Source organism: Fluviicola taffensis DSM 16823 (assembly GCF_943372375.1).
GTDB classification, from domain to species: Bacteria; Bacteroidota; Bacteroidia; order Flavobacteriales_D; family Crocinitomicaceae; genus Fluviicola; species Fluviicola taffensis_A.
On the sequence record NZ_CALRYJ010000001.1, the window covers coordinates 665,577 to 690,678 of the forward strand.

Sequence of the window (25,102 nt, forward strand, 5' to 3'; positions counted from 1 at the left end):
TATCAATCTTGTTTGAAAAACTGCAGGATCACTTTCGCCTTCGCTTTCCCCACAACAGAAGCCAAACTTTCTTCGTTTTGTTCTTTTACCCGCTTCACGGATTTGAAAGTCCTGATCAGATCCTGAACGGTTTTTTCGCCGATTCCGGGAATGCTTTCCAACTCATTGTTCAAAGCACTTTTACTTCTGCGGTTCCGGTGATGGGTAATTCCAAAACGGTGGGCCTCATTGCGCAAATGCTGGATCACTTTTAAGGTTTCTGAGCGTTTATCAAGATACAAAGGCAAACTGTCTCCCGGATAAAACAATTCTTCCAGGCGCTTTGCAATGCCAATGATGGCGATTTTTCCGCGCAGGTTCAGTTTTTCCAAAGCTTCCAAAGCTGCTCCCAATTGTCCTTTTCCACCATCAATGATGATCAGTTGCGGCAACGGCTGCTCTTCTTCCAGAAGCCTTCTATAGCGTCTGTAAACAGCCTCGCGCATGGTTGCAAAATCGTCTGGACCTTCTACCGTTTGAACGTTGAAATGTCGGTAATCTTTCTTGCTCGGTTTGGCATCCTTGAAAACAACGCAGGCGGAAACGGGGTTTGTTCCCTGGATATTGGAATTGTCGAAACATTCGATATGCACAGGGAGTTCCTTCAGGCGCAAATCGGTTTTCATGGTTTCCAAAATGCGATTGGTATGTTTTTCAGGATCCTTGATTTTTTCCTGTTTGATCTTCTCCAAGCGATAGAATTTCGCATTGCGGAGCGACAAATCGATCAGTGCTTTTTTATCCCCGCGTTGTGGAGCGAAGAATCGGACTCCTTCCATTTCCCAATCCACATCGGTTTCGACCAGGATCTCTTTTGCTTCACTTTGAAAACGTTCGCGCAATTCAGGAAGCACAAAGGTGATGATATCCGCTTGTGTTTCGTCTAGTTTCCGCTTTACTTCAACCGTGATTCCATGAACAATGGCACCGTGATTGATGACCAGGTAATTAACGAAAACGAGATCGTTGTCTTCCACCATACTCACCACATCGACCTGATGAATGGTTGGGGAAACCACCGTTGACTTGGCTTTGTATTTTTCAAGCAACTCAATGCGGGTCTTGATATCATGGGCTTCTTCGAAACGGAAATCAGTGGAAGCCTGAAGCATCAATTGTTTCAGATTCAGAATAACGTTGTAAATATTTCCTTTTAGAATTCCTTCGATTTGTTCGATCATTCCATTGTATTCCTCCGCTTTCTGTTTTCCTTCGCAAGGACCCTTACATTTTCCGATGTGATATTCCAGGCACACTTTGTAGGCACCTTTCTCGATTTTATTTGCAGCCAGATCGAGCGCGCAAGTCCGGAGGGGAAATAAATCCCGAATCAGATCCAACAAGGCATGCATGATCCTTCCACTTGGGTAAGGACCATAATAACGGGAACCATCCTTCACCAATATCCGTGTGGAAAAAACGCGTGGAAAAGGTTCTTTTTTCACACAGATCCACGGATAGGTCTTATCGTCCTTGAGCTGGATATTGTACTTGGGCAGGTATTTCTTGATCAGGTTGTTTTCCAATAAAAGCGCATCCATTTCAGAATCCACCACGATGTATTGGATGTCAACAATCTTCTTTACAAGAATATAAGTCTTGGTGTGCTCATGGTTTTTATTGAAATAGGAGGAAACCCTTTTTTTGAGATTTTTGGCCTTTCCAACATAAAGGATCGTTCCATTTTTATCGAAGTATTGATAAACACCCGGTTTTTCAGGCAATGTTTTCAGCTTTAATCCGATATCCATTTTTTTGTCCTCCACTATGTAAAGTTAAACAGAACTATTAAAATCAATCATATACTTGTGAGTATAAATGATTGGTTGAAGCCTAAAGTTTTGGGAATTAATCTATTTTTGCATAAATGTCAATACAATGAGAAGAGTTATTGTTTTTTCTTTACTGCTAGTCGGAGGTGCTAGTGTTTTGATGAATTGTAAAGGATCCAAAGAATTAGGTTCGGGAATCAATCTTTTTCCGGTGGAACAGGATCGTCAATTAGGTGCTCAGGTAGCTGCTGAAATTGATGGAAACCCAAAGGAATATCCACTGTTGGATTCTGCTTCCCACAAGGAAATCTATCAATACCTTTACAAGGTCCGAAACAATATCTTGAATTCCGGTCAGGTGAAACACAAAGCAGATTTTGCATGGAGATTGCGCATCATTCAGGATGACAGTACATTGAATGCATTTTGTACACCGGGCGGCTATATCTATGTATATACCGGCATTTTGAAATACCTGGATAACGAAGCTCAATTGGCAGGAGTATTGGGACATGAAATTGCTCATGCGGATTTCCGTCATTCCACGCGTCAAATGACACAGATGTACGGGGTTCAAACACTACTTGCCATCGTAGCTGGAAATTACCAGCAATTGTCCCAAATCACTTCCGGATTGATCGGATTGAAATTTTCGCGCAGCCACGAATCGGAAGCTGATAAAGGTTCGGTAACTTATCTTTGTCCTACGGTTTATGCAGCAGACGGCGGAGCAGGATTCTTTGAAAAGATCAATGCTGCCGGAGGATCACGGACACCGGAATTCCTAAGTACGCATCCGAATCCGGAGAATCGAATAGAGAACTTTAAAAATTACAGAATAGAAATGGCCTGCCAGGGAGTAAATGATTTTGCTTCGGAATATAAGAAGGTCATGGCTAAATTACCTAAATAGATTTATGCAATTATTTCTCGGAGACGGAAGCTATATTTTAACAAATGAGGGAATAGATTGTTCTATTCCTCTGGAAGGAACAGAACAGAACGTACGTGCTTGGTATGTTTCACCTCCGGTTATTGAACCTGTTCGCGAAAATGGCTGGGTGGGTGCCGTTGCTGAAGGTGGAAGTGTTAACTTCCGCTCGATTCATTTCAACCCGCATGGTCATGGAACACATACGGAATGTCTGGGTCATATCACTTCCGAAGTCCATTCGGTAAATGGAATATTGGATGAATTGCTTTATTCTTCTGTATTGATTACTGTTGCTCCGGAAATCCGTTTGCAAGCAGACGGTTCGGTTGACAGGGTGGTGACCGCAGCAACAATCTCCGGACAACTGGAAGGTTTCAAGGCGGAATCGCTGATTATCCGGACACTTCCGAATGAGCAGGGCAAAATGCATTTGAATTATTCGGATACTAACCCGGCATATTGTGATGTGGATATTTTACCTATCTTGGATAAGTTGGGAGTGAATCATTTATTGATTGACACGCCTTCGGTTGACCGGGAAAAAGATGGCGGTGAATTGGCTTTTCATCATGGTTTTTGGGGCGTTCCCAATAATCAGAGATTCGATAGAACAATTACGGAAATGGTGTATATTCCGGATGAGGTCTTGGATGGAGAATACATGTTGAATCTTCAAACGGCGCCTTTTGTAAATGATGCAACACCGAGCAGACCAGTTTTGTTTCCACTTCATCGAAATGCGGAGGACTAAAAAGATTATATTTGCTAAAAATTAAAAGTGGCGCTATTTTTGGGTGTCTCAAAATTGAAAATTATTTAAACATGAAACGAATTTTTGCTTTTGCAGTTTTAACTCTTCTTGTTGTAAGTTGTGCTCAAAAAATTCCTTACACAGAACAAGTAAAACAGGATTTTGATTTATCACCGGAGAACATGACGAAGGTTCAGTTTTATACCTCTTCGAATATTATTTTGGAGAAGAATCAATCTTCAGGTAATCAAGGAACAGGAAGTTCCGGAGAATTGGTGGTTAATTCATCGAAAACCCAAAATCGGATAATCATTCCTACGAATACAAGAGGAGTTTTTGAGAAAATCGGACCAAACAATGAAGTAATTGTTCGCTTTGAAGTGGGTTCCGGTAAAGTGATCAAGTTTGCAACCCGCGCAACACAAACAAGCGGAAAATACTACTTGGTTGCAGATTGGAAAAACAACGGTGGAACAATGGAATATGGAAACGAAACCTATACGATTTCATCAGGTGGAAGTAGTGCATTTTTGCAAGTTCGCATCAAAAAACTTCAAAAAACAAAACGGAAGGATCGTGTTGTTAAAGGAATGAAAGTTTAACAGCAATAGAATAGATAAGAATTTGGAAACGGGAACACAATTTGTGTTCCCGTTTCTTTTTAACTTTGTACCGATGAATTTTTTAGCTGAAAATTACGCTGTCTGGAAAGCGCTGCATATCATTTTTGTAGTGAGTTGGTTTGCCGGCTTGTTCTATATGGTGAGACTCTTCGTTTATCACACGGAATCCAATTCGAGACCGGAAGATGAAAAACGCATTCTGCAGGAACAATTCAATGTGATGCAAAACCGATTGTGGTACATTATCACAACTCCGGCCATGATCCTGACAGTTGTTTTTGGAACATTGATGCTCATTGCGAATACAGGGTTGTTAAAAATGCCCTGGATGCATATCAAACTCACGTTCGTAGCGATTCTTTTGGTGTATCATTTTATTTGTCAGGGGATTATGAACCGACTAAAAAATGGTTCGTCGAAATGGACTTCGGGTCATTTGCGACTTTGGAATGAAGTTGCAACTCTTTTGCTGGTTGCCATCGTTTTCCTCGTAATCATGAAATCCAGTTTGGGATGGATTGGTGGAGTGATCGGATTTTTTGGAGTTGGAATTGCCCTGATGTTGGGGATAAGGCTCTATAAAAAGTTGCGAAAAAACTGAATTATCCTCAAGCATATTTCCCATTCAGGATGGGATCGGGAATACGCCAAAAATGAATAACTTTACAAAAAGACTTTAAAATGACTTACGAAAATATCCTCGTGTCCCAAAGCGGACATACCCAAACAATTACAATCAATCGTCCCAACCAGTTAAATGCATTGAACAAACAAACCATTTCCGAATTGAACCATGCGCTGAATGCAGCAAATGAGGATCTTGGAACTGGTGTTGTGATTCTTACCGGATCAGGTGAAAAGGCATTTGTTGCAGGAGCTGATATCAAGGAGTTTGCAGATTTTTCAGTTGAAAAAGGTCGTGAGTTGGCCGCTCAGGGACAACAATTGTTGTTCTCTTTTATTGAGAATATGACCACTCCTGTAATTGCTGCAGTGAATGGATTTGCCTTAGGTGGTGGATTGGAATTGGCAATGGCTTCGCATATTCGCATCGCTTCGTCAAATGCAAAAATGGGTCTTCCTGAAGTTTCATTGGGAGTCATTCCGGGCTACGGAGGAACACAGCGCTTGACCCAATTGGTTGGTCGTGGCAAGGCAAACGAGATGATTTTCACAGCAGGAATGATTTCTGCCGATGAAGCAAAAGCTTGGGGTTTGGTAAATCATGTATGCTCACCTGAAGAGTTGTTGGATCTGGCAAACGAACTAGCTACCAAAATTTTGAAGAATTCCGGAACGGCTATTGCATCGGCTATTCGCGCAGTAAATGCTTTGTACTCAGAAGGTGGACAAAAAGGATTTGATGCCGAAGTGGAAGAATTCGGCAAGTGTTTCGGAACGGCTGATTTCAAAGAAGGAACAGGTGCGTTTATTGAAAAAAGAAAACCAAACTTCCGAGGATAATTGAATCCGCTTAAAAAATTATTAGGGCAAACAGCTGTTTATGGGTTGTCAAGTATTCTTGGCAGAACTCTGAATTACTTATTGGTTCCTTTTTACGTCAGTATTTTCCGCGAGGATCCTGATGTATATGGCGTTGTTTCTCAATTGTATGCCTTTGTAGCTTTCTTAATGGTTTTACTCACTTTTGGAATGGAAACATCTTATTTCCGTTTCATCCAGGATAGTGAAAATAAGGATCAGGTTTTTCGGAATAGTTTTTTGACGGTCATCTTTTTAAACCTACTCTTTTTTGTTGGAATCTGCTTTTTCGATCACGGAATCGCAGACGCATTGTTGTTTCATGAGAATCCGGAATACATTGTAATGATGTGTGCAATCGTAGTGATTGATGCTACATCCAGTTTACCGTTAGCCAAACTAAGGGCGGAAGAGAATGCCAAGAAATTTGCACTCATCCAGTTTTCATCAATAGGTGTCAATATTTTATTGAATCTTGTGTTATTGAGTTTCTTCTTTGATAAAGAAAATCCAAGTTCGGGAGTAATCTACATTTTGGTGGCAAATCTGCTATCAAGTTTGGTCAAGCCCATAATGCTTTACAAGGACTTTACGAGAATAAGCTTCAAATTTGACACCGCGTTATTTAAAAAAATGGTTGTTTATGCAATACCGATTGTAATTGCAGGATTTGCGGGAATCATCAATGAAACGATTGACAGAATTATGTTAAAGCAGATGCTTTACGATCCCGCCAACGGTTTTACAGCTAAAATGGCAGATGCCCAGATTGGTATTTATAGCGCGTGTTACAAATTGGCCATGTTAGTTACCATTTTATTGCAAGCATATCGCTATGCAGCCGAACCCTTTTTCTTCAACCAGATGAAGAACCAGGACCGCAATAAACTGTATGTCAAATTGATGAATTATTTTGTGGCTGCAGTTTGTTTGGTTTTCCTACTCGTTTCACTGAATTTGGATATTTTCCAATACTTCATCACCAGCAAAGTGTTTAGGGCAGGATTGGATGTTGTGCCAATCTTGTTGTTGGCTAATGTCTTTTTGGGGATCTATTTTAACCAAAGTATTTGGTATAAACTGACCAATCAAACCAAATACGGGGCGTATATTTCCATCATGGGAGCAATTCTTACGATTGCGATCAATTACCTGTTTATTCCCAAATATGGCTTTCGTGCAAGCGCTTGGGCTACGCTCATCGTTTATGCTTTTCAAATGGTGGTTTCCTATATCTGGGGGCAAAAACACTTTCCGATCAAATACAACCTGCGCAAATTTTTCCTTTACTTGGGAATGAGTATTCTCATCTACTTTGTTTCGGTTAAAATTCCGTATGGAGATCATTCCTTGATCAAATTCGTGTTGAATAACCTGCTCATCATCGGATTCATTTACATTGTGATGTCTGTGGAAGGAGTGAAACTTTCTTCACTTCGCAGAAAATAAAAAACCCCAACTCTTTCGAACCGGGGTCTTCAACTAATGAGTGTTTTCTTACTTGATTACCTTATAAGTTTTAGACGAATTTTCTCCTGAAAGGATCAACAAATAGGTTCCGTTAGAAACAGATTCCAATTGGTTTAATTCGATCAATCCTGAATTGATGTGACTCATCTCTGAAATAAGTCGTCCATTCAGGTCAACCAGTTTCACAGATTGGATTACGCCATCGGTGTTATCGACAGAGATGCTGTTGTTAAATGGATTCGGATAGATGGTGACATGATCCAACAGATCTTGTTCATCCAAACCAAGAGTGGAAGTCCAAACAGAAGAGCCGTCGAAGTAAATCACACTTTCAATTTTGAAGAAGTCATTGATGGATTTGTTCGGACAGTAAACCGAGATTGTAAGGGAATAATAACCCGGATTTCCAATCAAGGCAAGTGTATCGCTGATGTAAACCGTATCCGTTGGTGAGTAAACCGCCCAGGTAACATACAAACTTTGATTGCTTGAGCTGTAAACCGCTTGATACAATGAAGCGGAATCAATGGTATTGTAATCGATGATACAATTCGTAACTAAATCCGTATACAAGGTATCGTTGATTGTTCCATTCGGATAGGGATTGTTGTTGTAAGTTGACGAAGAATCAGCAATTACAAAACTAACCATCGTACTGTCAAAATAAAGAGTGGTCCAAGTGAGCACAGAATAGATTCCGGGACAAAGATTACTAATGGAATTGGTCGTCGCACCCGTGCTCCATTCGATGAAATAAACGCCAGAACTACCGGTAGGAGCTACTGAAGCTGAACCACTACAATTATTTGTTAAATCATCCGTAGTTGTCAAATTAACAGAAAGTGGGGCAAGGGTTGAAGAAGTGTCCGTTACAGTTCCTGTTGCAGTAATTGCACAGCCATTTGAATCCGTACATGTTACCGTATAATTTCCGGCACAAAGATTCAGATTGGTTTGTACAGTTGTAGCGATGTTCCAAACGTAAGTGTATGGAGCTGTTCCGTTAAATGGAGTAAATGAAATTGATCCGTCACAAATTGCAGGACCTGAAGCCGGAGTGGAAGTAATATAACCTGAGAAATTAGCACAAGGGTCATTCACCGTCGTATTGGCAGTAGTCGTGCAGCCGTTCATATCTGTACAAATAACGCTGTAAGTTCCGGCACAAATATTCGTTTGGTTCTGCACCGTTGCACCAGCTCCGTTTGACCAGTTGTAGGTATATGGAGCACTTCCTCCCGTTACCGTCATTTGAACAGTTCCGTCGCAATTTCCCGGAGTACAATCTGTAGTAGAAAGATTAACCGTTAGATTTGAACACGGATTCGTAATGGTAAAGCTAAAGCTGACACTATTTTGGTTTGCATCTTGAATAAAGACAGAATATGAACCGGCACATAATCCACTAATAGAACTGCTTGTGGCACCATTACTCCACGTAAAGGAATAACCGCCTGCTCCACCGCTAGGAGCTGCTGAAGCTGTTCCGGAACAAGTCATAGTACTATCATTCGTATAGGTAACATTCGGAATGATTTGTGCCATAATTAGGTTAGAACTTGTTAATGCAAAAAGCAGAAAGACAAGTGAGTAAAGGTGTTTCATAAGTTTAATTTTGCTTCAAAACTAAATGATTACAGGTAAACCTGCAACTCTTTTTCATTTATTACGTACATTAAGGTGTGAATTTCATAACTTTGTGACATGTTGACAGTTGAACAGCTTATCGGGGATTTATTATTGCAGCACAATTGTGTGATCGTTCCGTCTTTTGGTGGATTCGTAGCGCAACGCACGTCTGCGAAAATTGATTCTGTGAAAGGAGTCATCATTCCACCAAAGAAATCAGTGCTGTTCAATAAGCAATTGATTAACAACGATGGGCTATTGGTAGCAGCTCTTTCACAAGCGAATTCGATTCCATATACTGCAGCTGCAGAAGAAGTTCAGGCACATATCAATGAATGGGAAGCCAAACTTCAAATGGGAGGTAGAATTACCATTGATCGTGTTGGAAACCTGTTTTATGATCAGGAGCGAAACCTCTGTTTTGAACAAGACCGTTTCTACAATCTATTGCTTGAATCATTTGGGTTAAGTTCTGTTCATTTCGTTTCAGTTGCTGACGCAGAAGCCAAAGCATCCCATGAAACACTATTGCATGTGGTGAAGGCAGTTGAAATGGAACAAAAACAATTGCTCCCGCATTCGGAACCATCCTTTGTATTGAATGAAGAGCCAATTGTTCCTGTTTTGGAAGTGGTTCATGAAGAACACATTCAACAAACAGCTTTCCCACTTAAGAAAAAAGCCACTGCCTGGAGATATGTGGCTGCGGCTTGCCTATTGCCCATTGCATTTTATTCTTTTTGGATTCCCGTGAAAACGGACGTGTTGGAATCGGGTGTTGTTTCATTGTCTGATTTTAACCCATTCCATTCAACGAAGCCGGGAACTTATGCCGCTCCAGAAACAAGCTATAGTTTTCCAAAACGGGAAAGTAAGAAGCAATTGGATAATCTGCCAAGTAATGTGAAGACCTTTTCATATGAAATGGATGAGGACACTTATGTTCCCGTTTCTTTGAATAAGAAGAAGGAAATTGTTCAGGAAGTTGTGTCTGAAACCAGTCAGCCGGAGATTGTGGAAACGCCAAAGAAAGTGGTAGAACAACCAAAAGCCAATCCGGTAATTCCAACTCCGTCAACCTCAAAAGGTGGACAAATAATCGTTGGAAGTTATTCGGATAAAAAGAACGCTGAAGATCTGATCAAGTTATTGGAATCCAACGGAATGACGGGTCAAATCATGGAGCAGGCCGGTAAAATTCGGGTTACTGCCGGTAATGCATCGCAATTTTCTCAATTGGAGCCGAAACTGAAGGCATTGGGTATTTCTCCCTGGGTCCTGAAATGATTAAGATCATATTTTAATTCCGAATTAAGTCCGTAACTTGGTGTAGTAACTATTGTTTGATACACCAATGAAAATACTTGTTCCAATTTTGCTTTTTTTGATGGTTGGCTGTGGCTCAAAAACGGAGACCATTCGTCCGAAAACCCAAAACATTTCATCCTCAGTTTATGCATCCGGAACGATTAAAAGTAAGAGCCAATATCAGGCAGTACCGCTTGTTGCAGGAATAATTCAAGAAATTTTTGTGGATGATGGTGACCTGGTTAAAAAAGGTCAACTTCTGTTCAAGATTGACAATAAAGCACAACTCATCAATGAAGAGAATGCGGCACTTTCCGCGTCGTATTATGATTTGGGTTCGAATCAGGATAAATTGGAAGATGCCCGGAATTCCATCCAATTGGCCCGTGAAAAACTAAAGACAGATTCCTTGTTATATGTGCGGCAGTTAAATCTCTTCAATCAGAATGTGATTTCAAAAGTGGAGTTGGAGCAAAAGGAATTGGCCTACCAAAGTTCTCAAAATGCACTTTCCAACTCACTTATCAGATACAGCGATCTGAAACGTCAAATCAATTTCAGTGCGAAACAGGCTAAGAACAATTTGGCTTTGTCTTCCAAATCCGCTTCCGACTTTGAGATCAGAAGTGACATAGACGGAAGGGTTTACAGTGTCCTGATTGAAAAAGGAGATTTGGTTGGTCCCCAGGTTCCCCTGGCTGTTTTAGGTTCGGCAGACAATTTTATCCTGGAAATGCAAGTGGATGAATACGATATCGCAAAAGTGAACTTAAACCAGCGTGTTTTGATTACAATGGATAGTTACAAAGGGCAGGTTTTTGAAGCGAAAGTGACCAAGATTAATCCCTTGATGAATGAACGCTCCAAGACATTTATTGTGGAGGCGACATTTACAAAAGCGCCCCAACGCGTATTCCCGAACACTTCTTTTGAGGCTAACATTGTTTTGGAGTCAAAGAAAAAAGTGCTTACAATCCCAAGAACTTACCTGTTGAAAGGAGATTCTGTGCTTTTGGAAAATGGTAAGAAAGTAAAGGTGACCGTTGGTTTGCGTGATTTCGAGTTGGTAGAAATTCTTTCAGGCATCAAACCGGAAGATGAAATAATGCTGGAAACAGAATGAAATTCGGATTGATCATCAGTATTTCGAAAGCCTTATTATTGGCTCGGTGGAAGCAAACACTCATTGCTGCAATTGGTGTTACTTTCAGTATTACCATGTTCATTACGCTATTGAGTTTTATGACCGGACTGAACATCATGTTGGATGGACTGATTCTCAACCGGACGCCGCATGTTCATATTTACAAGGAGGTTCTTCCGTCTAAAAAGCAGCCGATTGATTATGAATCAACAGGGCATAATTTCATCAGTTCCGTAAAACCGAAAAATGATCTGTTGGATCTCCGGAACAGTTCTGCTATAATGAAATCACTGAGAAATGATTCACGTGTTTTGGGAGTGAGTCCGAAAGTGAGCGTTCAGGTTTTTTACAATGTCGGAGCGGTAGATTTGAATGGGGTATTGAATGGAATCGACGTTGCAGAAGAAAACCGGTTGTTTACATTTTCCGAATACGTGGTTGAGGGAGATTATCAGGATCTCAAATACGTTCCCAATAGCATCATTCTGGGAAAAGGGGCTGCGGAGAAAATTCTGGCAAACATCGGTGACAATATCCAAATCACAACTTCCAAGGGAGAGCGTGTTCAATTGAAAGTCGTCGGTTATTTTCAATCCGGGTTGCAGGATATTGATAAGGTACAGAGTTACGTTTCGCTGGCAACCGCTCAAAAATTACTTGGTGAAAGCAATAGCTACATCACAGACATCCAGGTGAAATTGAAAGACATGAATCAGGCTCCTGCAATTGCTAAGGAGTACGAACAGATCTATGAAGTTGAAGCCGTTGATATTCAAACCGCCAATTCGCAATTTGAAACCGGAACGGCTATCAGAACGCTGATTTCTTATGCTGTTGGGATTACCTTGCTGATTGTTGCAGGTTTCGGGATTTACAACATTCTGAATATGATGATTTACGAGAAAATGGATACCATCGCAATCTTAAAAGCGACCGGATTTTCCGGGAAGGATGTCAAACGTGTTTTTATAACCATTGCCTTAACAATTGGGGTTTTCGGGGGATTATTCGGACTCTTTTTTGGTTTTTTGATATCCTCCGGAATCGATCAGATTCCGTTTAAAACAGAAGCTCTTCCAACGATTAAAACCTATCCGATCAATTATGACCCACGATATTATCTCATAGGGGGAATTTTTTCAATAATCACGACCTATTTTGCCGGATATTTTCCCTCACGGAAAGCAAGTAAAGTGGATCCGGTTGTAATCATTAGAGGAAAGTAAGATGGGTACACAAGTTCTGCAAGCCAAAGATATTTCGAAATATTTTCATGATCCCTACGACATTCAGGTATTGAAGAATATCAGTTTTGAAATCCAAAAAGGGGAATTCGCCTCCATTATCGGGAAGTCGGGTTGTGGAAAATCAACGTTGTTGTATATCCTTTCGACTATGGACACAGACTATCAAGGGGATTTGATACTGGATGGTCAATTGATGCGTGGTAAAAAAGAAGCGGATTTGGCGCGTGTCCGAAATGAGAAGATCGGATTTGTTTTCCAATTCCATTATTTGCTCAACGAGTTTTCGGTATTGAAGAACGTGATGTTGCCCGGATTGAAATTGGGTAAATTGAGTGCCGCTGAAGTGGAACAGCATGCTTATGAAAAGCTGAAAATTCTCGGAATTCAGGATGAAGCACTCAAAATGCCGAATCAACTTTCGGGTGGACAAAAGCAACGGGTGGCAATTGCACGGGCTTTAATCAATAATCCGTTGATCTTAATGGGAGATGAGCCAACAGGAAACCTGGACAAAAAAAACACGGAAATTGTGTTCGATATTTTTAAAGAATTGGCAGAAGAGTTCAATCAATCCTTGTTGATCGTTACCCATGATAATGAATTCGCAGAAAGAACCCATCGCATCATTGAGATGGAGGACGGGGCGATTATTCGTATGTAAGAAGAATTGAAAAGTTGGCTGAGCGGAGTCGAAGCCATCTTTTCATTTATTATGCTGTTGCTTGCAAACGTTTCTTCCAGAAAATGTGCGAAGCAGCTAAAATTCCCAAGAAGATAATTGGAGCGGCAATCTTGGAAACGGGGTCACCAATTGATGCGTGAAGAATACTTGCCGAAATGAGCGTAATTCCAAATCCGGCATAAGCCCACTCTTTAATAGATCCTTTAAAAAATGGAATCATCAATACCAATGCCCCTATAATTTTCGCTAATCCTAATTCTATTCGGAAAGCGTCATGAAATCCCATTTTGATAAAACCTGCCTGGACTTCCGGGGATGTAAAATACATAGATGCGGATAATAGCATCATGACTGAGAATAAACTAGTTGTCGTCCAATAAATAATGTTGTTCTTTTTCATTTGTTCTTTTTTAGATCTCATCCCACACGTGCGGGACCAGGATTGAATTTTGAGCAAAGCTAGAGGATAATCAGTTTATTTTTTACCTATATTTCCTTTTGGAAACTAGTTTCCATGAAGAAACCCATTGTAGAATCAGTGGGTTAAGGTTGTATTTTTGTATTATGGTAATGAAAAAGAAACTAATTCATGAGCCGGCAGCTTGCGCAGGAAGAATGTTGGCGATCCGGGATACCGTAGAATTACTTTCCGGTAAATGGAAAATCCAGATTATCGGAACCCTGGTATTCGAGAACTCGATGAAGTTTATGGAATTGAAACGGAATATCCCCGGAATTGGAGCGAAAATGCTTTCAAAAGAATTGCAGGAATTGGAAATCAATCAATTAATCACGCGGACAGTTTGCGACACCAAACCAATTACGGTTGAATACAAGATCACACCTTACGGTTTGACACTTGAACCGATTATTGCCGAATTGGCAACTTGGGGAACAAATCACCGGAAGCATTTATTCAGTACGACTGCAAGCAATTAGAAACGGATAGTCACACCAACCATGGCCTGGAAACCTTGAGTTGGGTAATTATACCATCTTTTATAACGCTGAGCAGCGACATTGTTCAAATTGATGAACCCTGAAACACGCTTGTTATAACGGTATTCCAACCCGATATTTGCGTCAGCCAGGAAACCAAGTTTCAATGCATATTGGTTGTTTTCTTCCAGTATATCTTTCCCCGGGGCAAATACTTGCGCTCTTCTTCCGCCTTCGAAATTCGCATCAACAGTCAGGATGAACTTGTCGTACAAGTTGTAAGTTGCTCTCAGAATGACTTGAAATTGAGGTAAGTTCCAGGCAAAAATGTTGTTTCTTGCGTTGTAGGAATAGTATCTTCCGATTGCGTCAATTTTCACTTTTTCTTTCAACTGATAGTAAATCGAACCTTCAATCTTGGTGATGTTCATGGTATCATAAATGACATTGAAACGGTTCCTACCTGAATGAAGCGTATCCGTTACAAAAAGTGCTTTGTTTTTCACGTGTGAAAAGCTGATGAAGGCATTGAATCCGATGCGTTTGGATAAGGTTCCCTTGATTCCAACGAATCCGTCTGCCGCTTTGTGCTCATTTTGAAGAGAAACATTCGATAAAGAGAATTCATTTTCATCCGTAATCCGCTTGAATGATTGTTGTGTCAAACCTCCTGTCACTCCTGCATAAGGAATCAGGATATCATTGAACAAGGAATATTTCACTTCTGCAATCGGGTAGAGATACACTTTGTTTTTCGTACCCAGACTAGCTGTCAGGTCCACTCCGATTTTCGCTTTTAACTTGCGGTTTTTGGAATAAGTACTGATGCTTGGACGTAAGCTGATAATCGTATTCTTATTCTCTAATCCGGTATTCAGGGTAACCGGCATGGTATCATTCAAAACGCCATACTTGTATGAATTGTGAAGAATGTCGAGATCAGCGGCAAAAATTTCATTTCCCCATTTGTATTCGGCTCCCGTGCGGATTGCAAAGAAATTCTCCCGCGCATTCCAATCCTTGATCGAATCCTCTTTTGGTTTTTTGTCGCTAAAATGACGGTATTCGATCCCTAATTTCCAGTTTAATCCCAAACTGTCGTGTGCGTGAGAATAGAAACCTCCTTTCAGCCCAAAGGTATTGAAACGTTGGGCAATGCTATCCTTATTTGCATCTTCATTAGGGAAACCATAAAAATGAAGTCCCTGATTGCGGTAATAGGATTCAGCATCCCAGCTGTATTTCTTTTCGCTCACACCCACAAATCCACGAACATTTGTGCGGTCAAAATTTGCCGGAGCAACATTCCGCATTTTCCCGAAAGAACTCAGATGTTGAATATTTCCTCCGTAGTTCATTTTACGGCTGCGGCCATTGTTGTAATAGACTTCTGCCAATGGCATCAACAAGGAACCGATCCCGATCCGTGCGTATCCGTTATACAATTGGGGTAACTTTTGCTGCAAATTCACTTTTGCAGGTTCAATCTTCGGAATCTCAAATGTAGGCTCGTAATTGATTGAAAGCAATGGATAAGAAGTTGTCGGAATAGGGAAAACCGTATCCAAAATTTTTGGTTGAGAATTCTGACGGTGTGCCTCTTCAACGGATCTATCGCCAGTTGTATGGATAGTTACATTGTTTTCTTGCCCGAACACATTCGAAAATGATCCGATCAATACTGCACTTATAAGCATGAATATGTGTGTACCTCTCTTCATTATTTCCCCGTTTTTTCGTCAACTTCGATTACCGTCGGATCACTCGGATTGGTCAAAGTTTTTGGTTGTGTTTTCAATTGCATAATCTCGTCATACAGTTCACCTGCTTCCTGCAAAACACCATCGTCTTTTTTAGGATAATGGTCAATGACAGATTTGATCGTATTTTCAGCCTGGAACAAGTCTTTCTTCTGCAGGAGTACTTTGGTTTGTAGAATTAAGCCCTTCGCAATCCAGAAATCATATCCCGGTTTCATTTTGAGCAATTCACGAATGATTGTTTCTGTTTTGGTATAATCTGCTTGCTGGAATGCGTTGTCTGCAATGGTGTACTTTGATTCAGCCGCCCAAACAGTTGTGGCATTTTTGACGACATAGTCCAAGGAAAGCTGCGCTTCTGTATAACGTTTTTCTTTCGAAAGCGAGATTCCTTTGATGTATTCCCCTTCCAATTTCAACTGGGTGGTTTGTTGAACTCCCAATACTTTTTGAGCGTATTCCACAGCATTTGCGTAGTTCTCCAATAAGAAATGGCAACGCATCAAACCAATTCGGGCATTGTTCAGGTATTCCGGATTGGAACTGCATTCTTCCGTTCGTTTATAGTAAGGAAGAGCTGCCTCTTTTTGACTTCCATTGAACAGGAATTTTGCTGTTCGGACGGAGGCCAACTCGGTGTAATCATCATTCGGACCGGCAAGTGTAATCTGATAAATGGCGATCGCTTCCGCTTCTTTTTTCAGTTTATACAAGGCATCCGCTTTTTGATTCATTGCATCCCGGTAGAATTTACCATTCGGATATTTATTCAGATACTTATCAAATTCCGTGATTGCAGCGTTCCATTCTGATTTTTCATACTGATCGAATCCCAGACGATAGTATTCATCTTCGACTTGAGTTGCAATGGAATCGGCACAGCTGTATTTTCCGGCCAATGCTTCAATTTTGTTCAACAAACGCTGCGCACGATAGACATCAGCCAAGGAACTTACCTCGCGTTCACAGATGGTGTCGTTGAGATTGAATTCGTTGAGCACTTTCAGGTAATAGCTTTCTGCCTGATTGAAATTAGCGCGTTTGAAAGCAATGTCACCCAAGTAGTGATATACTTCCGGAACACGGGAACTCGTTGGATAGTCCGAGATGATCTGTTTGTAATAACGTTCCGCTTTGTCCAGATTCTCCACCGAATAATAGGAGAAAGCAATTTCCTCGATAGCACGTTGCATGTAGCGCGATTTCGGATAATTGTTGGTCAAATCAATCAAACTTTGGATCTTCTCATTGGATTTCCCCATGAAACCATAGGTACGGGCCATGTAGTACAAAGCCTGATCATCGTAACCCATTTTCATGTTATAAGCAGCCTTGTAATTATCAATCGCCGCCTGATTGGTTACATTGTCTGCTTGAGAGTTTCTATAATATTCATCCCCAAGACGCATGTATGCATCAGCCTTTTTGTTCAAATCGGTCAAGTTTGGTTGCTTCAGGTAATCCCGGAATGTTTCCTGAGTGCTTTTGTAATCTTTCAAAGCCAGGTAAGCATACCCTTTGTTGTACAGGGCATCGTTTCTCAAGCCGCTGGATTGTGAACCTGACATTCCCATAAACTGGGTATACTTTTTCACAGCTTCAGAATACCGTTTCAAATAGAATTCTGCATCCGCAGTCCAATACATGGCTTTGGCGCTAACCTCCGGAACGATCGGGTATTTGTCAACCAACTGGAATGCCTTGATTGCATTTTCATACTCCGATTTTTGGAATAATTCCACTCCCCGGTTGAAAGCGATCAATTGATAGGCCGACTTCAGTTTAATGTCTTTGTTGGTCAATTGATCCAAGGATTCAAGCGCTTTCTGGTAATTTTTGGTTGAAGTATAAACGTTTACCAAATATTGATAGATAACCGGTTTGCGTTTTGAATCGGGGTATTTTTCCAGATATAGTTTGAATGCTTCGACTGCTTCATCGTAGGCATTCATGTCCAGTTTGTAGGAAAGCAAGGCATAATTGTACAAGGCATCCTCCTGGATCATTTTGTCCAAATCCAACTGACTTGCCGCTTCGAAAGCTGTTCGCGCGTAAACCAGTTCACCCAAGTTGGTATAACATTCTCCGGCATGATACAGCGCAATTTGACCGAGAACATCTTTTTCTCTTGCTACACGGTCGAAGTATTTAACGGCTTTGGTACAATTGGAAGTGCGGGAATAAGCCAATGCCAGCGCATAATCATCGTCGCGTGTGGTATTCGATTTCGAATTGTATAATTCCAGATACGGAAGCGCCTCATCGTATTTCTCCAGATGAAAATAGCTGTCTCCGATGATATGACTGATTTCTACCTGTTCAGCAGGTTTTAAACTATCCACTTTGCCTGGTGCGAAATCCACCACATCCTGGTATTTGTGCTGGATATAGTAAATCTGCGTAATGTAATAAGGAACCACCCGATTGAATCGGTTATCGGTCAACAGTTTTTCAAATCCTTCCAACGCTGTTTGGTACGAACTATCTAAATAACAGATGTGTGAATAGTAATACAAAGCCGGAGCACCGTATTGACTGGTCGAATCTTTTACCTCATAGAAAGCCAGCTTGGACTCGGTATAATTCTTCTCATCGAAGTAGGCATAACCCAATTTGAAGTAATATTCTTCCTGATTTTCCTTTTCAACCGAAGACCGGCTCAGCTCTTTGAAGTAGGTAATGGATTTCTTGTAGTCCTTTTTCTGGTAATAGTAACGCCCGATCTGGAATAAGATATTGCTTCGGTAGATGCTTTCAGGATATTCCCGATTGAAGGTTTCCAATAGATCGATCGCATCATTATTGAAGAGTTCCAAAGCAGAAAGACCCTCGTAATACAATGCTTTGATGTAGTATGAATCATTCTTGGAACCCTTGTAATCAGTGATGAATAGCCGAAATTCCTTGCGTGCGGCACTGTATTGCTCTTTCTCAAACAAATCTTCTGCTTTGTAGAATCCACTGAGAGGAGAATGGTACTTCTCGCTCACTTGGGACCATGCCGAAGAGCTTGCAACAAGTAGAAAAAGGAAAATAATAAAACGCATTACAACTATTTTAAGATAGTAAAATTAAGGAGTACAGAGGGAGAAAGGGGATGCGCGTTTAAAAGTTTTAAACGTATAACTGTTAAGAGATAATCTTGTTACATCGGATTTTCATGAATTGGAATCCTGAAATTTACATTTAGGTATTATCCTGAAATTTTGGCTTGTTCAAACAGGGTTCAATAGGTTCAAATGAAACCTTTTAACTTTTTGAACATTTAAACAAACTCAAAGAGGTGGAGAAAGTTATTCGAATTCAAAATGGACGAATTGACCAATTAGGTCAAACGGTTCTTGATAACATCAATTTCGAGGTGGAATCGGATGAATTGGTTTTTCTAATTGGAAAGACAGGTTCCGGGAAGAGTAGTTTATTGAAAGTGCTTTACGGAGAATTGGAACTAAGTGACGGCTCCGGTTCAATTGTAGATTACGATTTGAAGAAATTGACGAAGAAGCAAATTCCGAATCTCCGCAGAAAGTTGGGAGTTGTCTTTCAGGATTTCCAATTGTTGTCGGATCGCTCGATCAATGACAATTTACGTTTTGTAATGCGAGCTACCGGCTGGAAAGACAAACGCGAAATGGATCAGCGGATTCGTACTGTTTTATCGATGGTTGGCTTGGAAGGAAAGGAACACATTCAACCGCATCGTCTTTCCGGAGGAGAACAACAACGCGTGGCAATTGCCCGTGCATTGATCAATCACCCGAAAGTAATCATTGCAGATGAACCGACAGGGAACCTGGATCCGGAAACCTCCACTGAAATTATGCACCTGATTGTGGCTGTTGCCAAAGAAGAAAAGGCAGCAGTTATCATGGCAACACACGATATGTCTTTGATTGAGAAATTCCCCGGAAAGGTATACAAAGTAGAAAACAAGGAGTTGCGATCATTGGATATGATGAATCGCTTTGATCCGTTCCAGCCTTTGTTTGATTAATTTGCAGAGATCTCGCAAAGAGGATTTTCTCTTCCCCCTTTGGAGGGGGATAAAGGGGGAGGAAAAATTTAAATGTGTTTCGTCTCTCTCAAACAATAAATCACATGTTGAATCTGTGTGATTACGTCTCCCAAATTATTAATCACATCTCCTTCTGAAAAACGAAGAATAGTATATCCTAATGCTTCCAATTTGTTTTGTCTAATTTTATCATAATCTCCTTTATTTGAATGAGAATTCCCATCAATTTCGATTATTAGACCTATCTCTTGTGCGAAAAAGTCAACTATAAAATATAAAATGGGTCGCTGACGTTTGAACTTAACACCCTGCTGATTTCTTGAAAGGACATGTTTCCATAAATACTTTTCTGCTCTTGAAACTGTTTCAGTGCGTAGTTCATGAGCGAATTCTTTCAGATTCGGATTGTAATAGTTGTTAGACATCTAATTAAGATACGCAATTTGGAATTTGTTTCCAAAGGATGAATTGGAAAATCCTCCCCCTTAGTCCCCCTCCCAAGGGGGAGTTTTAAAACATCTCCTTATTAGGATTGAATTTTAAAACCCAATTTCTGCCAATGCCGCTTCCAATTTCCCCACTCCAAACTCCGCTTCCAATTCTTCCAATCGGTTTGTTGCTACTTGGTTCTTAGCTGTTACCTGTTGAATCTTATCGGCCAATGGTAAGATCGGATCCCAAATCTCACAGTGTTTTTCCAAAGTCGGAAGTCCGACCAGTTCTTTGGTGGCAATGCACGGTTTTCCTGTGAGTAATGCACGAATCACTTTCAATTTGATTCCGCTTGTCTTGAAGCCGATCAATAAGTGCAATGAGCAGCTTCGCATCAGGTCATTCAATTCGGAATCATTCGGGTTCGCAATACATTCCCAACCTTGTGCTTCAATCTTCTTGATCAAGACCGGACTTGGATTTTTACCTGCAATAATGACCGGAAGATCAAAGGGTGCACGTTTATTTTCCTGAATAAGTTTGTGGATTGCTTCCTGATTTTCCGAAACGGACAAATTGCCGTGAAACAAGGCGAACGATTTTCCTTCCGCCGCTTCCACCGGTTCGAGGATCAGGTCTGAGTTGATGGTTACAGGAAGATAAACCCCATGAAACCCTAAATTCTGATAATACTCCAAATCACTTTTGGAAATACAGAACACCGGAATTTTCTTTAGTTGTAATTCCTGTTTTTTCAATTTCCGGGCTTCCACCCGACAGTACATTCGTTCTGAATAGGTCTTGGAATTTGTTGCCAGATCGCGGTAATAATGCCATTCGATATTGTGCATACGAATAGCTAATTTCCGATTGTTCCTGCTGAGTTCATTTACCCAAAAAGTGTTGTGCTGACCTTCCAATAGAACGGGATATTGATCCTGCATCAACCGATTCAGAAGTGCGTGAGAATTTCGGCTTTTTACAATGTATGGAAGTTTTGAAAAGAGCGACTTAAACCCGGTTTTCCGGTCATAATAATGGATTTCGTCTGCAATTTCCGAAAAGTCATGATTCCTTCCCCGACCATATTCATAGCAATGAAGAATAACAGAATAACCCAAATTTTTCAATCCTTTTGCCCGGAGGTAAACATCCAGTACCCCGCCATAATCCGGAGGAAACGGTACATCGAAAGAGACAATATGGATTTGTTTATTCATGAACTTTTGGATAGAACTCGTTTAACTGTTGAACCTCCACTTCCCAGTTTTCGTTGCTGGCTGCAATTTTACAATTGTTTTTCCAGGTTTCGATCAACTGCGTATTGCTGAGAATCGCCTGGATTTGTTTTGCAAGATGTTGTGGTTCGAAATCAGTTACAATTTCACCGACCTCATAGCTTTTCACCAATTTAGAAACTTCAATCAGATCGGAACAGACAATGGGTGTGGAGGTATGAATATAATCGAAGATTTTGTTTGGGAGCGAAAACAGGTAATTTGGATTGGTAGGCTGGTCAAAGCTTAATCCGAGGTCTGCCTGTTGCGTAAATTGAAGTAATTCCCGGTACGGTCGTTTACCAAAGAAAAGTACCAGGTCTTCCCACTTCTCTTTCTGAACCAATTTTTTCATGGCGGGAATGATGTCCCCACTTCCGACAATGATGAGTACGGTATTTTCTAAAAAAGGCATCATGCGGATAGCTTCTTCAACTCCTCTATCCACATTCAATCCGGCGCCTTGCATGATCAATATGTGCTTTCCTTCCGGAATCCCCAATTCTTTTTTTGACTGAATAGCTGCGGGATGCCAAAGAGGCGAAACATTGCGGATCACTTTTAATGGAACACCGTATTTTGCTTCATATTTCTGAGCAATGGATTGGTTAACGGTACTCACGAACCGAAGTTTGGGAAAAATGAACCGTTCGATTCTTTCCCAGACGGCTTTTACTTTCGGTCTGCTAATCAATTCAGGAACTTCGGTAAAATATTCATGCGAATCGTAAACCAATTTCTTCCGTTTCAATCTGGAAACCAGGTAATTTGGAAGCAGTGTATCCAGGTCATTTGCTACGAGTATGTCGGACCGATGAAAGAGTAGAAACCAAAACAAGCGAAAGTTGAACCAGGCGTAGAATAAAGCCCCTTTTTCAAAAACCATCCGGAACCGTTTGGTGTGATAGCTTCGGGCTTCCATTTTCTGACTGGATTTGAGTCTGCGCCCAACAAGCAACACCTCATATCCCTGATCCTGAATGAACGAACAAACCTTATGAACACGCTGGTCGGTGTTCAAATCGTTGATAACGCTAACAATCACTTTTGGTTTCTTCAATCTATAGTTTTACGATGCGTGCAATGCGTTGGATGGTTCCGTCTGAGATACGAATATGATAACTGCCTTTTGCTACCCTGCTCAAATCGAAGACTCCCTCACTGCCTGTGATGTTAAGTTGGGTTTGGATGACTTTTCCAGTCATGTCCAAAAGTTCAATTGAAATGGATCCGCTTTCAATACCCGAAAGATTTATGCGTACTTCATCAGATGCAGGATTCGGATAAATTGAAATTGCATCCAAATGATTCTGCTCCAATCCCAATGAATTTGAAAGAATGATGTTGTAATCTTCCACTTCACCATAATTCGTGATCCCACAAGGATCTATCGGACCTTCACCTCCTTGTACTGCATTGAATGTAATGCGGGCTCTCATCTTGACAATTCCTGTCACAGCAGTAGTTGGAACCTGGAAATTGAAAACCAACGATACACCAGGAGTGACGGATACAAAAGCAATTCGTTCTCCCAAATCATCGAAATCAAAATCGCTGTTGAAATCAATCCAAGCAGCTATCTCATCACCAACGTATGCGCTTCCCGGATTATCACCCGTTATCTGAGGAATAATGGTGATATCGTATGATTGCCCTTTGATTAGGGTCGCGGTCAGATTATAGTTTGTATAATTCGTACACTGCGTTTCATTGTTAATTGTCTCCAGTGTCACTTTTTGAATGAACTCATCGCAATAAGTGGAAGTAGCTGTACAGGGAGAAGTAGCCGTTGTTACGAAAATGTAATCTGTTTTCAACTCCACATCCGAGCCAGCCGAATTTGAAGCAGTTAATTGAACGGTATAGGTTCCACCAACAGAAAAAGTAAGTTGTGGATTTTGCGAAGATGCATTGGTTCCACCGACATAACTCCAACCGGTTGCCGGTGTAATGACCCACGCCCAGTTGGTAGGACTTCCCGTAGACTGGTCTGTCAATTGTGAAGTTCCACCGACACTTACGGTAGTCGGGTTTGCAATAAATTCCGCTACGGGTTCAGTTGGTGTCACGGCACATGGCGTGGCTAATCCCACCAGATAAGTTGCTCCGGTATTGGTTGGATCCAACCACGGTTTCAATTGTGCATTCGCGGCACTTCCATTCTGATCCCAGTCGATCGTGAACTTTCCATACAGATCGTTCTTATCCGGTCCGGTACCTGTACCGGCTCCATTGGCAAAACAAGCGGAAGCACCACCGGAAAGTTGTCCGACGATCCGACCAGTTGAATTGAAGATTGGTGAACCGGAAGAACCACCTTCTGTGACTCCATGTCCATTTGTAGTGGTTGCCCAATACACTTTCCAGTGTGCGTTGGAAGCACCGCCGTTGAACGTTTCGCTTGCTAAAGCTTGAGTGTAAGTAGAAATTTTCTTTGCGCTTCCGGCCGGATGGTGAATTCCCACACCACTTGCCGAAGGATTGGCACTTCTGTCCCAACCTGCATAATATACATCATAAGAAGTCGGAGGTCGGGAACTTAGTTCCACCAGATAGAAATCAGAACCGGCCACTTCGTATTGATCCGGCGGATTGTTCAGTGTTCCATTACCGGAAGAAGCCCTTACTGTTCCACCGGTCATTGTCTTCGTTCCTTTTGCAGGATCATTGTAATTTGCATTACCTGGTGCACAAGTCGTTTTTTGATACTTCCAATACCAAACCCAGGTTGCAATGGATTGACCGGCAACCCTTTCACCACAATGCCAGGCGGTTAGAATATAAGGCGTACAATCATTTGAAGTGTTGTTAATGGTAGAAGCCGAACAAACAAAGGTGGAGCCTCCATCATTGAAGGTATAATGGACAACGGACTTGATCTGATTTGCCCAGTTATTCCCTTCAGAACAAGCCACATCTACTTCACAAGTTCCAGCTTTTGTATGAACGATATCGTCGTTTATGAATGCATTCAGATGTTCTTCAACACCTCGGTAGAAATAAACGACCTCATTGATATTAAAAACGGGAATTTCCTGAACCCAGGTTGGTGCACTATATTCCAGGTACAACTTTTCACCTTGCACCATCTCCATGGCTTGAAAATCATCCGTTGAGGCAGAATAAGCTCCCAGGATCTGTTTTCCGTTTTCATTATATGTGAATAATTTTCCTCCTTCGGGAATTCGGACAGCCTCTGAAAAATACAAGCCAAGAGCAAGTGCTCCGTTCCCTGAAATGACCAATCTCCAAACCTTTGTTCCATTGGGCAATAAAGTCCAGTTACCGGAATTGTTCATGGAAATGGAAACAGGCACATTCAAACCTACTCGATAAGCACCTTTTGAATCATTTGCCGAATCTTCATTTTTAGCAGCGACAATATTTGGTTTGCTAAGCGTATAGACAGACGGAGGATATTGGAATGGGGCAACGCCGGCAGTAGTCACTTTTTGTAACCCTATCGGAAGTCCGCCCTCACTTATTTGCGCATTTAATGCCGTGCCAACCGACATGAATATGCCGAGCATTAAAAGATATTTTAGCATTGTGCTTATATTTATGTGTAGTTTTCTCAAAATTACACTCTTTTAACACA

At 41.1% G+C, this 25,102-nt stretch carries 21 protein-coding genes; 12 read left to right on the plus strand and 9 right to left on the minus strand.

Going from position 1 to position 25,102, the window contains the following annotated elements; all coding sequences use genetic code 11:
• Positions 1-2: 2 nt before the first annotated feature.
• Positions 3-1,790, minus strand: a complete 1,788-nt coding sequence (gene uvrC / locus AAG807_RS02800; protein ID WP_341900766.1) for an excinuclease ABC subunit UvrC — start codon at positions 1,788-1,790, stop codon at positions 3-5.
• A gap of 127 nt (positions 1,791-1,917) precedes the next feature.
• On the opposite strand from uvrC, the gene AAG807_RS02805 reads away from it, so the two are divergent.
• The 6 genes from AAG807_RS02805 to AAG807_RS02830 all read left to right on the plus strand — a co-directional run bounded on the left by AAG807_RS02805 (position 1,918) and on the right by AAG807_RS02830 (position 7,050).
• Positions 1,918-2,724, plus strand: a complete 807-nt coding sequence (locus tag AAG807_RS02805) for a M48 family metalloprotease (RefSeq protein WP_341900589.1) — start codon at positions 1,918-1,920, stop codon at positions 2,722-2,724.
• Between the two features lie 4 nt (positions 2,725-2,728).
• The gene (locus AAG807_RS02810; protein ID WP_341900590.1) at positions 2,729-3,496 is read left to right on the plus strand and encodes a cyclase family protein; all 768 of its coding nucleotides are present in this window, start codon (positions 2,729-2,731) and stop codon (positions 3,494-3,496) included.
• A 71-nt stretch (positions 3,497-3,567) separates the two neighbouring features.
• Positions 3,568-4,098, plus strand: coding sequence for a hypothetical protein (locus AAG807_RS02815; RefSeq protein WP_341900592.1), 531 nt, complete (start codon positions 3,568-3,570; stop codon positions 4,096-4,098).
• Positions 4,099-4,171: 73 nt separating this feature from the next.
• On the plus strand, positions 4,172-4,720 hold the full coding sequence (gene hemJ, locus AAG807_RS02820) for a protoporphyrinogen oxidase HemJ (protein WP_341900594.1): 549 nt from the start codon (positions 4,172-4,174) through the stop codon (positions 4,718-4,720).
• 80 nt (positions 4,721-4,800) lie between these two features.
• The gene (locus tag AAG807_RS02825; protein ID WP_341900597.1) at positions 4,801-5,583 is read left to right on the plus strand and encodes an enoyl-CoA hydratase-related protein; all 783 of its coding nucleotides are present in this window, start codon (positions 4,801-4,803) and stop codon (positions 5,581-5,583) included.
• Positions 5,584-7,050, plus strand: coding sequence for an oligosaccharide flippase family protein (locus tag AAG807_RS02830; protein WP_341900598.1), 1,467 nt, complete (start codon positions 5,584-5,586; stop codon positions 7,048-7,050).
• A gap of 48 nt (positions 7,051-7,098) precedes the next feature.
• Here the strand turns inward: AAG807_RS02830 and AAG807_RS02835 are convergent, their stop codons facing one another.
• Positions 7,099-8,676: a T9SS type A sorting domain-containing protein gene (locus AAG807_RS02835; RefSeq protein ID WP_341900600.1), complete on the minus strand. Its 1,578-nt coding sequence runs from the start codon at positions 8,674-8,676 to the stop codon at positions 7,099-7,101.
• 99 nt (positions 8,677-8,775) lie between these two features.
• Between AAG807_RS02835 and AAG807_RS02840 the strand changes: the two genes are divergently transcribed.
• The 4 genes from AAG807_RS02840 to AAG807_RS02855 all read left to right on the plus strand — a co-directional run bounded on the left by AAG807_RS02840 (position 8,776) and on the right by AAG807_RS02855 (position 13,060).
• Positions 8,776-9,987, plus strand: coding sequence for a hypothetical protein (locus tag AAG807_RS02840; protein ID WP_341900602.1), 1,212 nt, complete (start codon positions 8,776-8,778; stop codon positions 9,985-9,987).
• A gap of 67 nt (positions 9,988-10,054) precedes the next feature.
• Positions 10,055-11,131 carry an efflux RND transporter periplasmic adaptor subunit gene (locus tag AAG807_RS02845; protein WP_341900603.1) on the plus strand — a complete coding sequence of 359 codons (1,077 nt, stop codon included), beginning with the start codon at positions 10,055-10,057 and terminating at the stop codon, positions 11,129-11,131.
• Complete coding sequence (locus tag AAG807_RS02850; protein ID WP_341900605.1) at positions 11,128-12,378, plus strand: FtsX-like permease family protein; 1,251 nt, start codon at positions 11,128-11,130, stop codon at positions 12,376-12,378. The genes AAG807_RS02845 and AAG807_RS02850 overlap by 4 nt, the downstream gene beginning before the upstream one ends.
• 1 nt (position 12,379) lies before the next feature.
• Positions 12,380-13,060 (plus strand): ABC transporter ATP-binding protein, encoded by a 681-nt coding sequence (locus tag AAG807_RS02855; protein WP_341900607.1) that lies wholly within the window; start codon positions 12,380-12,382, stop codon positions 13,058-13,060.
• 49 nt (positions 13,061-13,109) lie between these two features.
• Here AAG807_RS02855 and AAG807_RS02860 read toward each other — a convergent pair whose 3' ends face one another.
• The gene (locus tag AAG807_RS02860; protein WP_341900609.1) at positions 13,110-13,481 is read right to left on the minus strand and encodes a DoxX family protein; all 372 of its coding nucleotides are present in this window, start codon (positions 13,479-13,481) and stop codon (positions 13,110-13,112) included.
• Positions 13,482-13,651: 170 nt separating this feature from the next.
• Between AAG807_RS02860 and AAG807_RS02865 the strand changes: the two genes are divergently transcribed.
• Positions 13,652-14,020 (plus strand): helix-turn-helix domain-containing protein, encoded by a 369-nt coding sequence (locus AAG807_RS02865; RefSeq protein WP_341900611.1) that lies wholly within the window; start codon positions 13,652-13,654, stop codon positions 14,018-14,020.
• Here AAG807_RS02865 and AAG807_RS02870 read toward each other — a convergent pair.
• Together AAG807_RS02870 and AAG807_RS02875 are read right to left on the minus strand one after the other, a co-directional pair.
• Positions 14,017-15,741 carry a hypothetical protein gene (locus AAG807_RS02870; protein WP_341900613.1) on the minus strand — a complete coding sequence of 575 codons (1,725 nt, stop codon included), beginning with the start codon at positions 15,739-15,741 and terminating at the stop codon, positions 14,017-14,019. The genes AAG807_RS02865 and AAG807_RS02870 overlap by 4 nt on opposite strands.
• Entirely contained in the window at positions 15,741-18,827 is a 3,087-nt protein-coding gene (locus AAG807_RS02875; protein ID WP_341900615.1) for a tetratricopeptide repeat protein, read from the minus strand. The genes AAG807_RS02870 and AAG807_RS02875 overlap by 1 nt, the downstream gene beginning before the upstream one ends.
• A 236-nt stretch (positions 18,828-19,063) precedes the next feature.
• Here AAG807_RS02875 and AAG807_RS02880 point away from each other — a divergent pair, with 236 nt between their 5' ends.
• Positions 19,064-19,774 (plus strand): ATP-binding cassette domain-containing protein, encoded by a 711-nt coding sequence (locus tag AAG807_RS02880; RefSeq protein ID WP_341900617.1) that lies wholly within the window; start codon positions 19,064-19,066, stop codon positions 19,772-19,774.
• 68 nt (positions 19,775-19,842) lie between these two features.
• On the opposite strand, the gene AAG807_RS02885 is transcribed toward AAG807_RS02880, so the two are convergent.
• The 4 genes from AAG807_RS02885 to AAG807_RS02900 all read right to left on the minus strand — a co-directional run bounded on the left by AAG807_RS02885 (position 19,843) and on the right by AAG807_RS02900 (position 25,034).
• A complete protein-coding gene (locus tag AAG807_RS02885) occupies positions 19,843-20,220 on the minus strand; it encodes an endonuclease domain-containing protein (protein ID WP_341900619.1) in 378 nt (125 codons plus the stop codon).
• Between the two features lie 114 nt (positions 20,221-20,334).
• Positions 20,335-21,447 (minus strand): hypothetical protein, encoded by a 1,113-nt coding sequence (locus AAG807_RS02890; RefSeq protein WP_341900621.1) that lies wholly within the window; start codon positions 21,445-21,447, stop codon positions 20,335-20,337.
• Positions 21,440-22,564 (minus strand): glycosyltransferase, encoded by a 1,125-nt coding sequence (locus AAG807_RS02895; protein WP_341900623.1) that lies wholly within the window; start codon positions 22,562-22,564, stop codon positions 21,440-21,442. Before AAG807_RS02895 ends, AAG807_RS02890 begins: the two co-directional genes overlap by 8 nt.
• Before the next feature lies 1 nt (position 22,565).
• Positions 22,566-25,034 (minus strand): GEVED domain-containing protein, encoded by a 2,469-nt coding sequence (locus AAG807_RS02900; RefSeq protein WP_341900624.1) that lies wholly within the window; start codon positions 25,032-25,034, stop codon positions 22,566-22,568.
• Between the last annotated feature and the right edge of the window lie 68 nt (positions 25,035-25,102).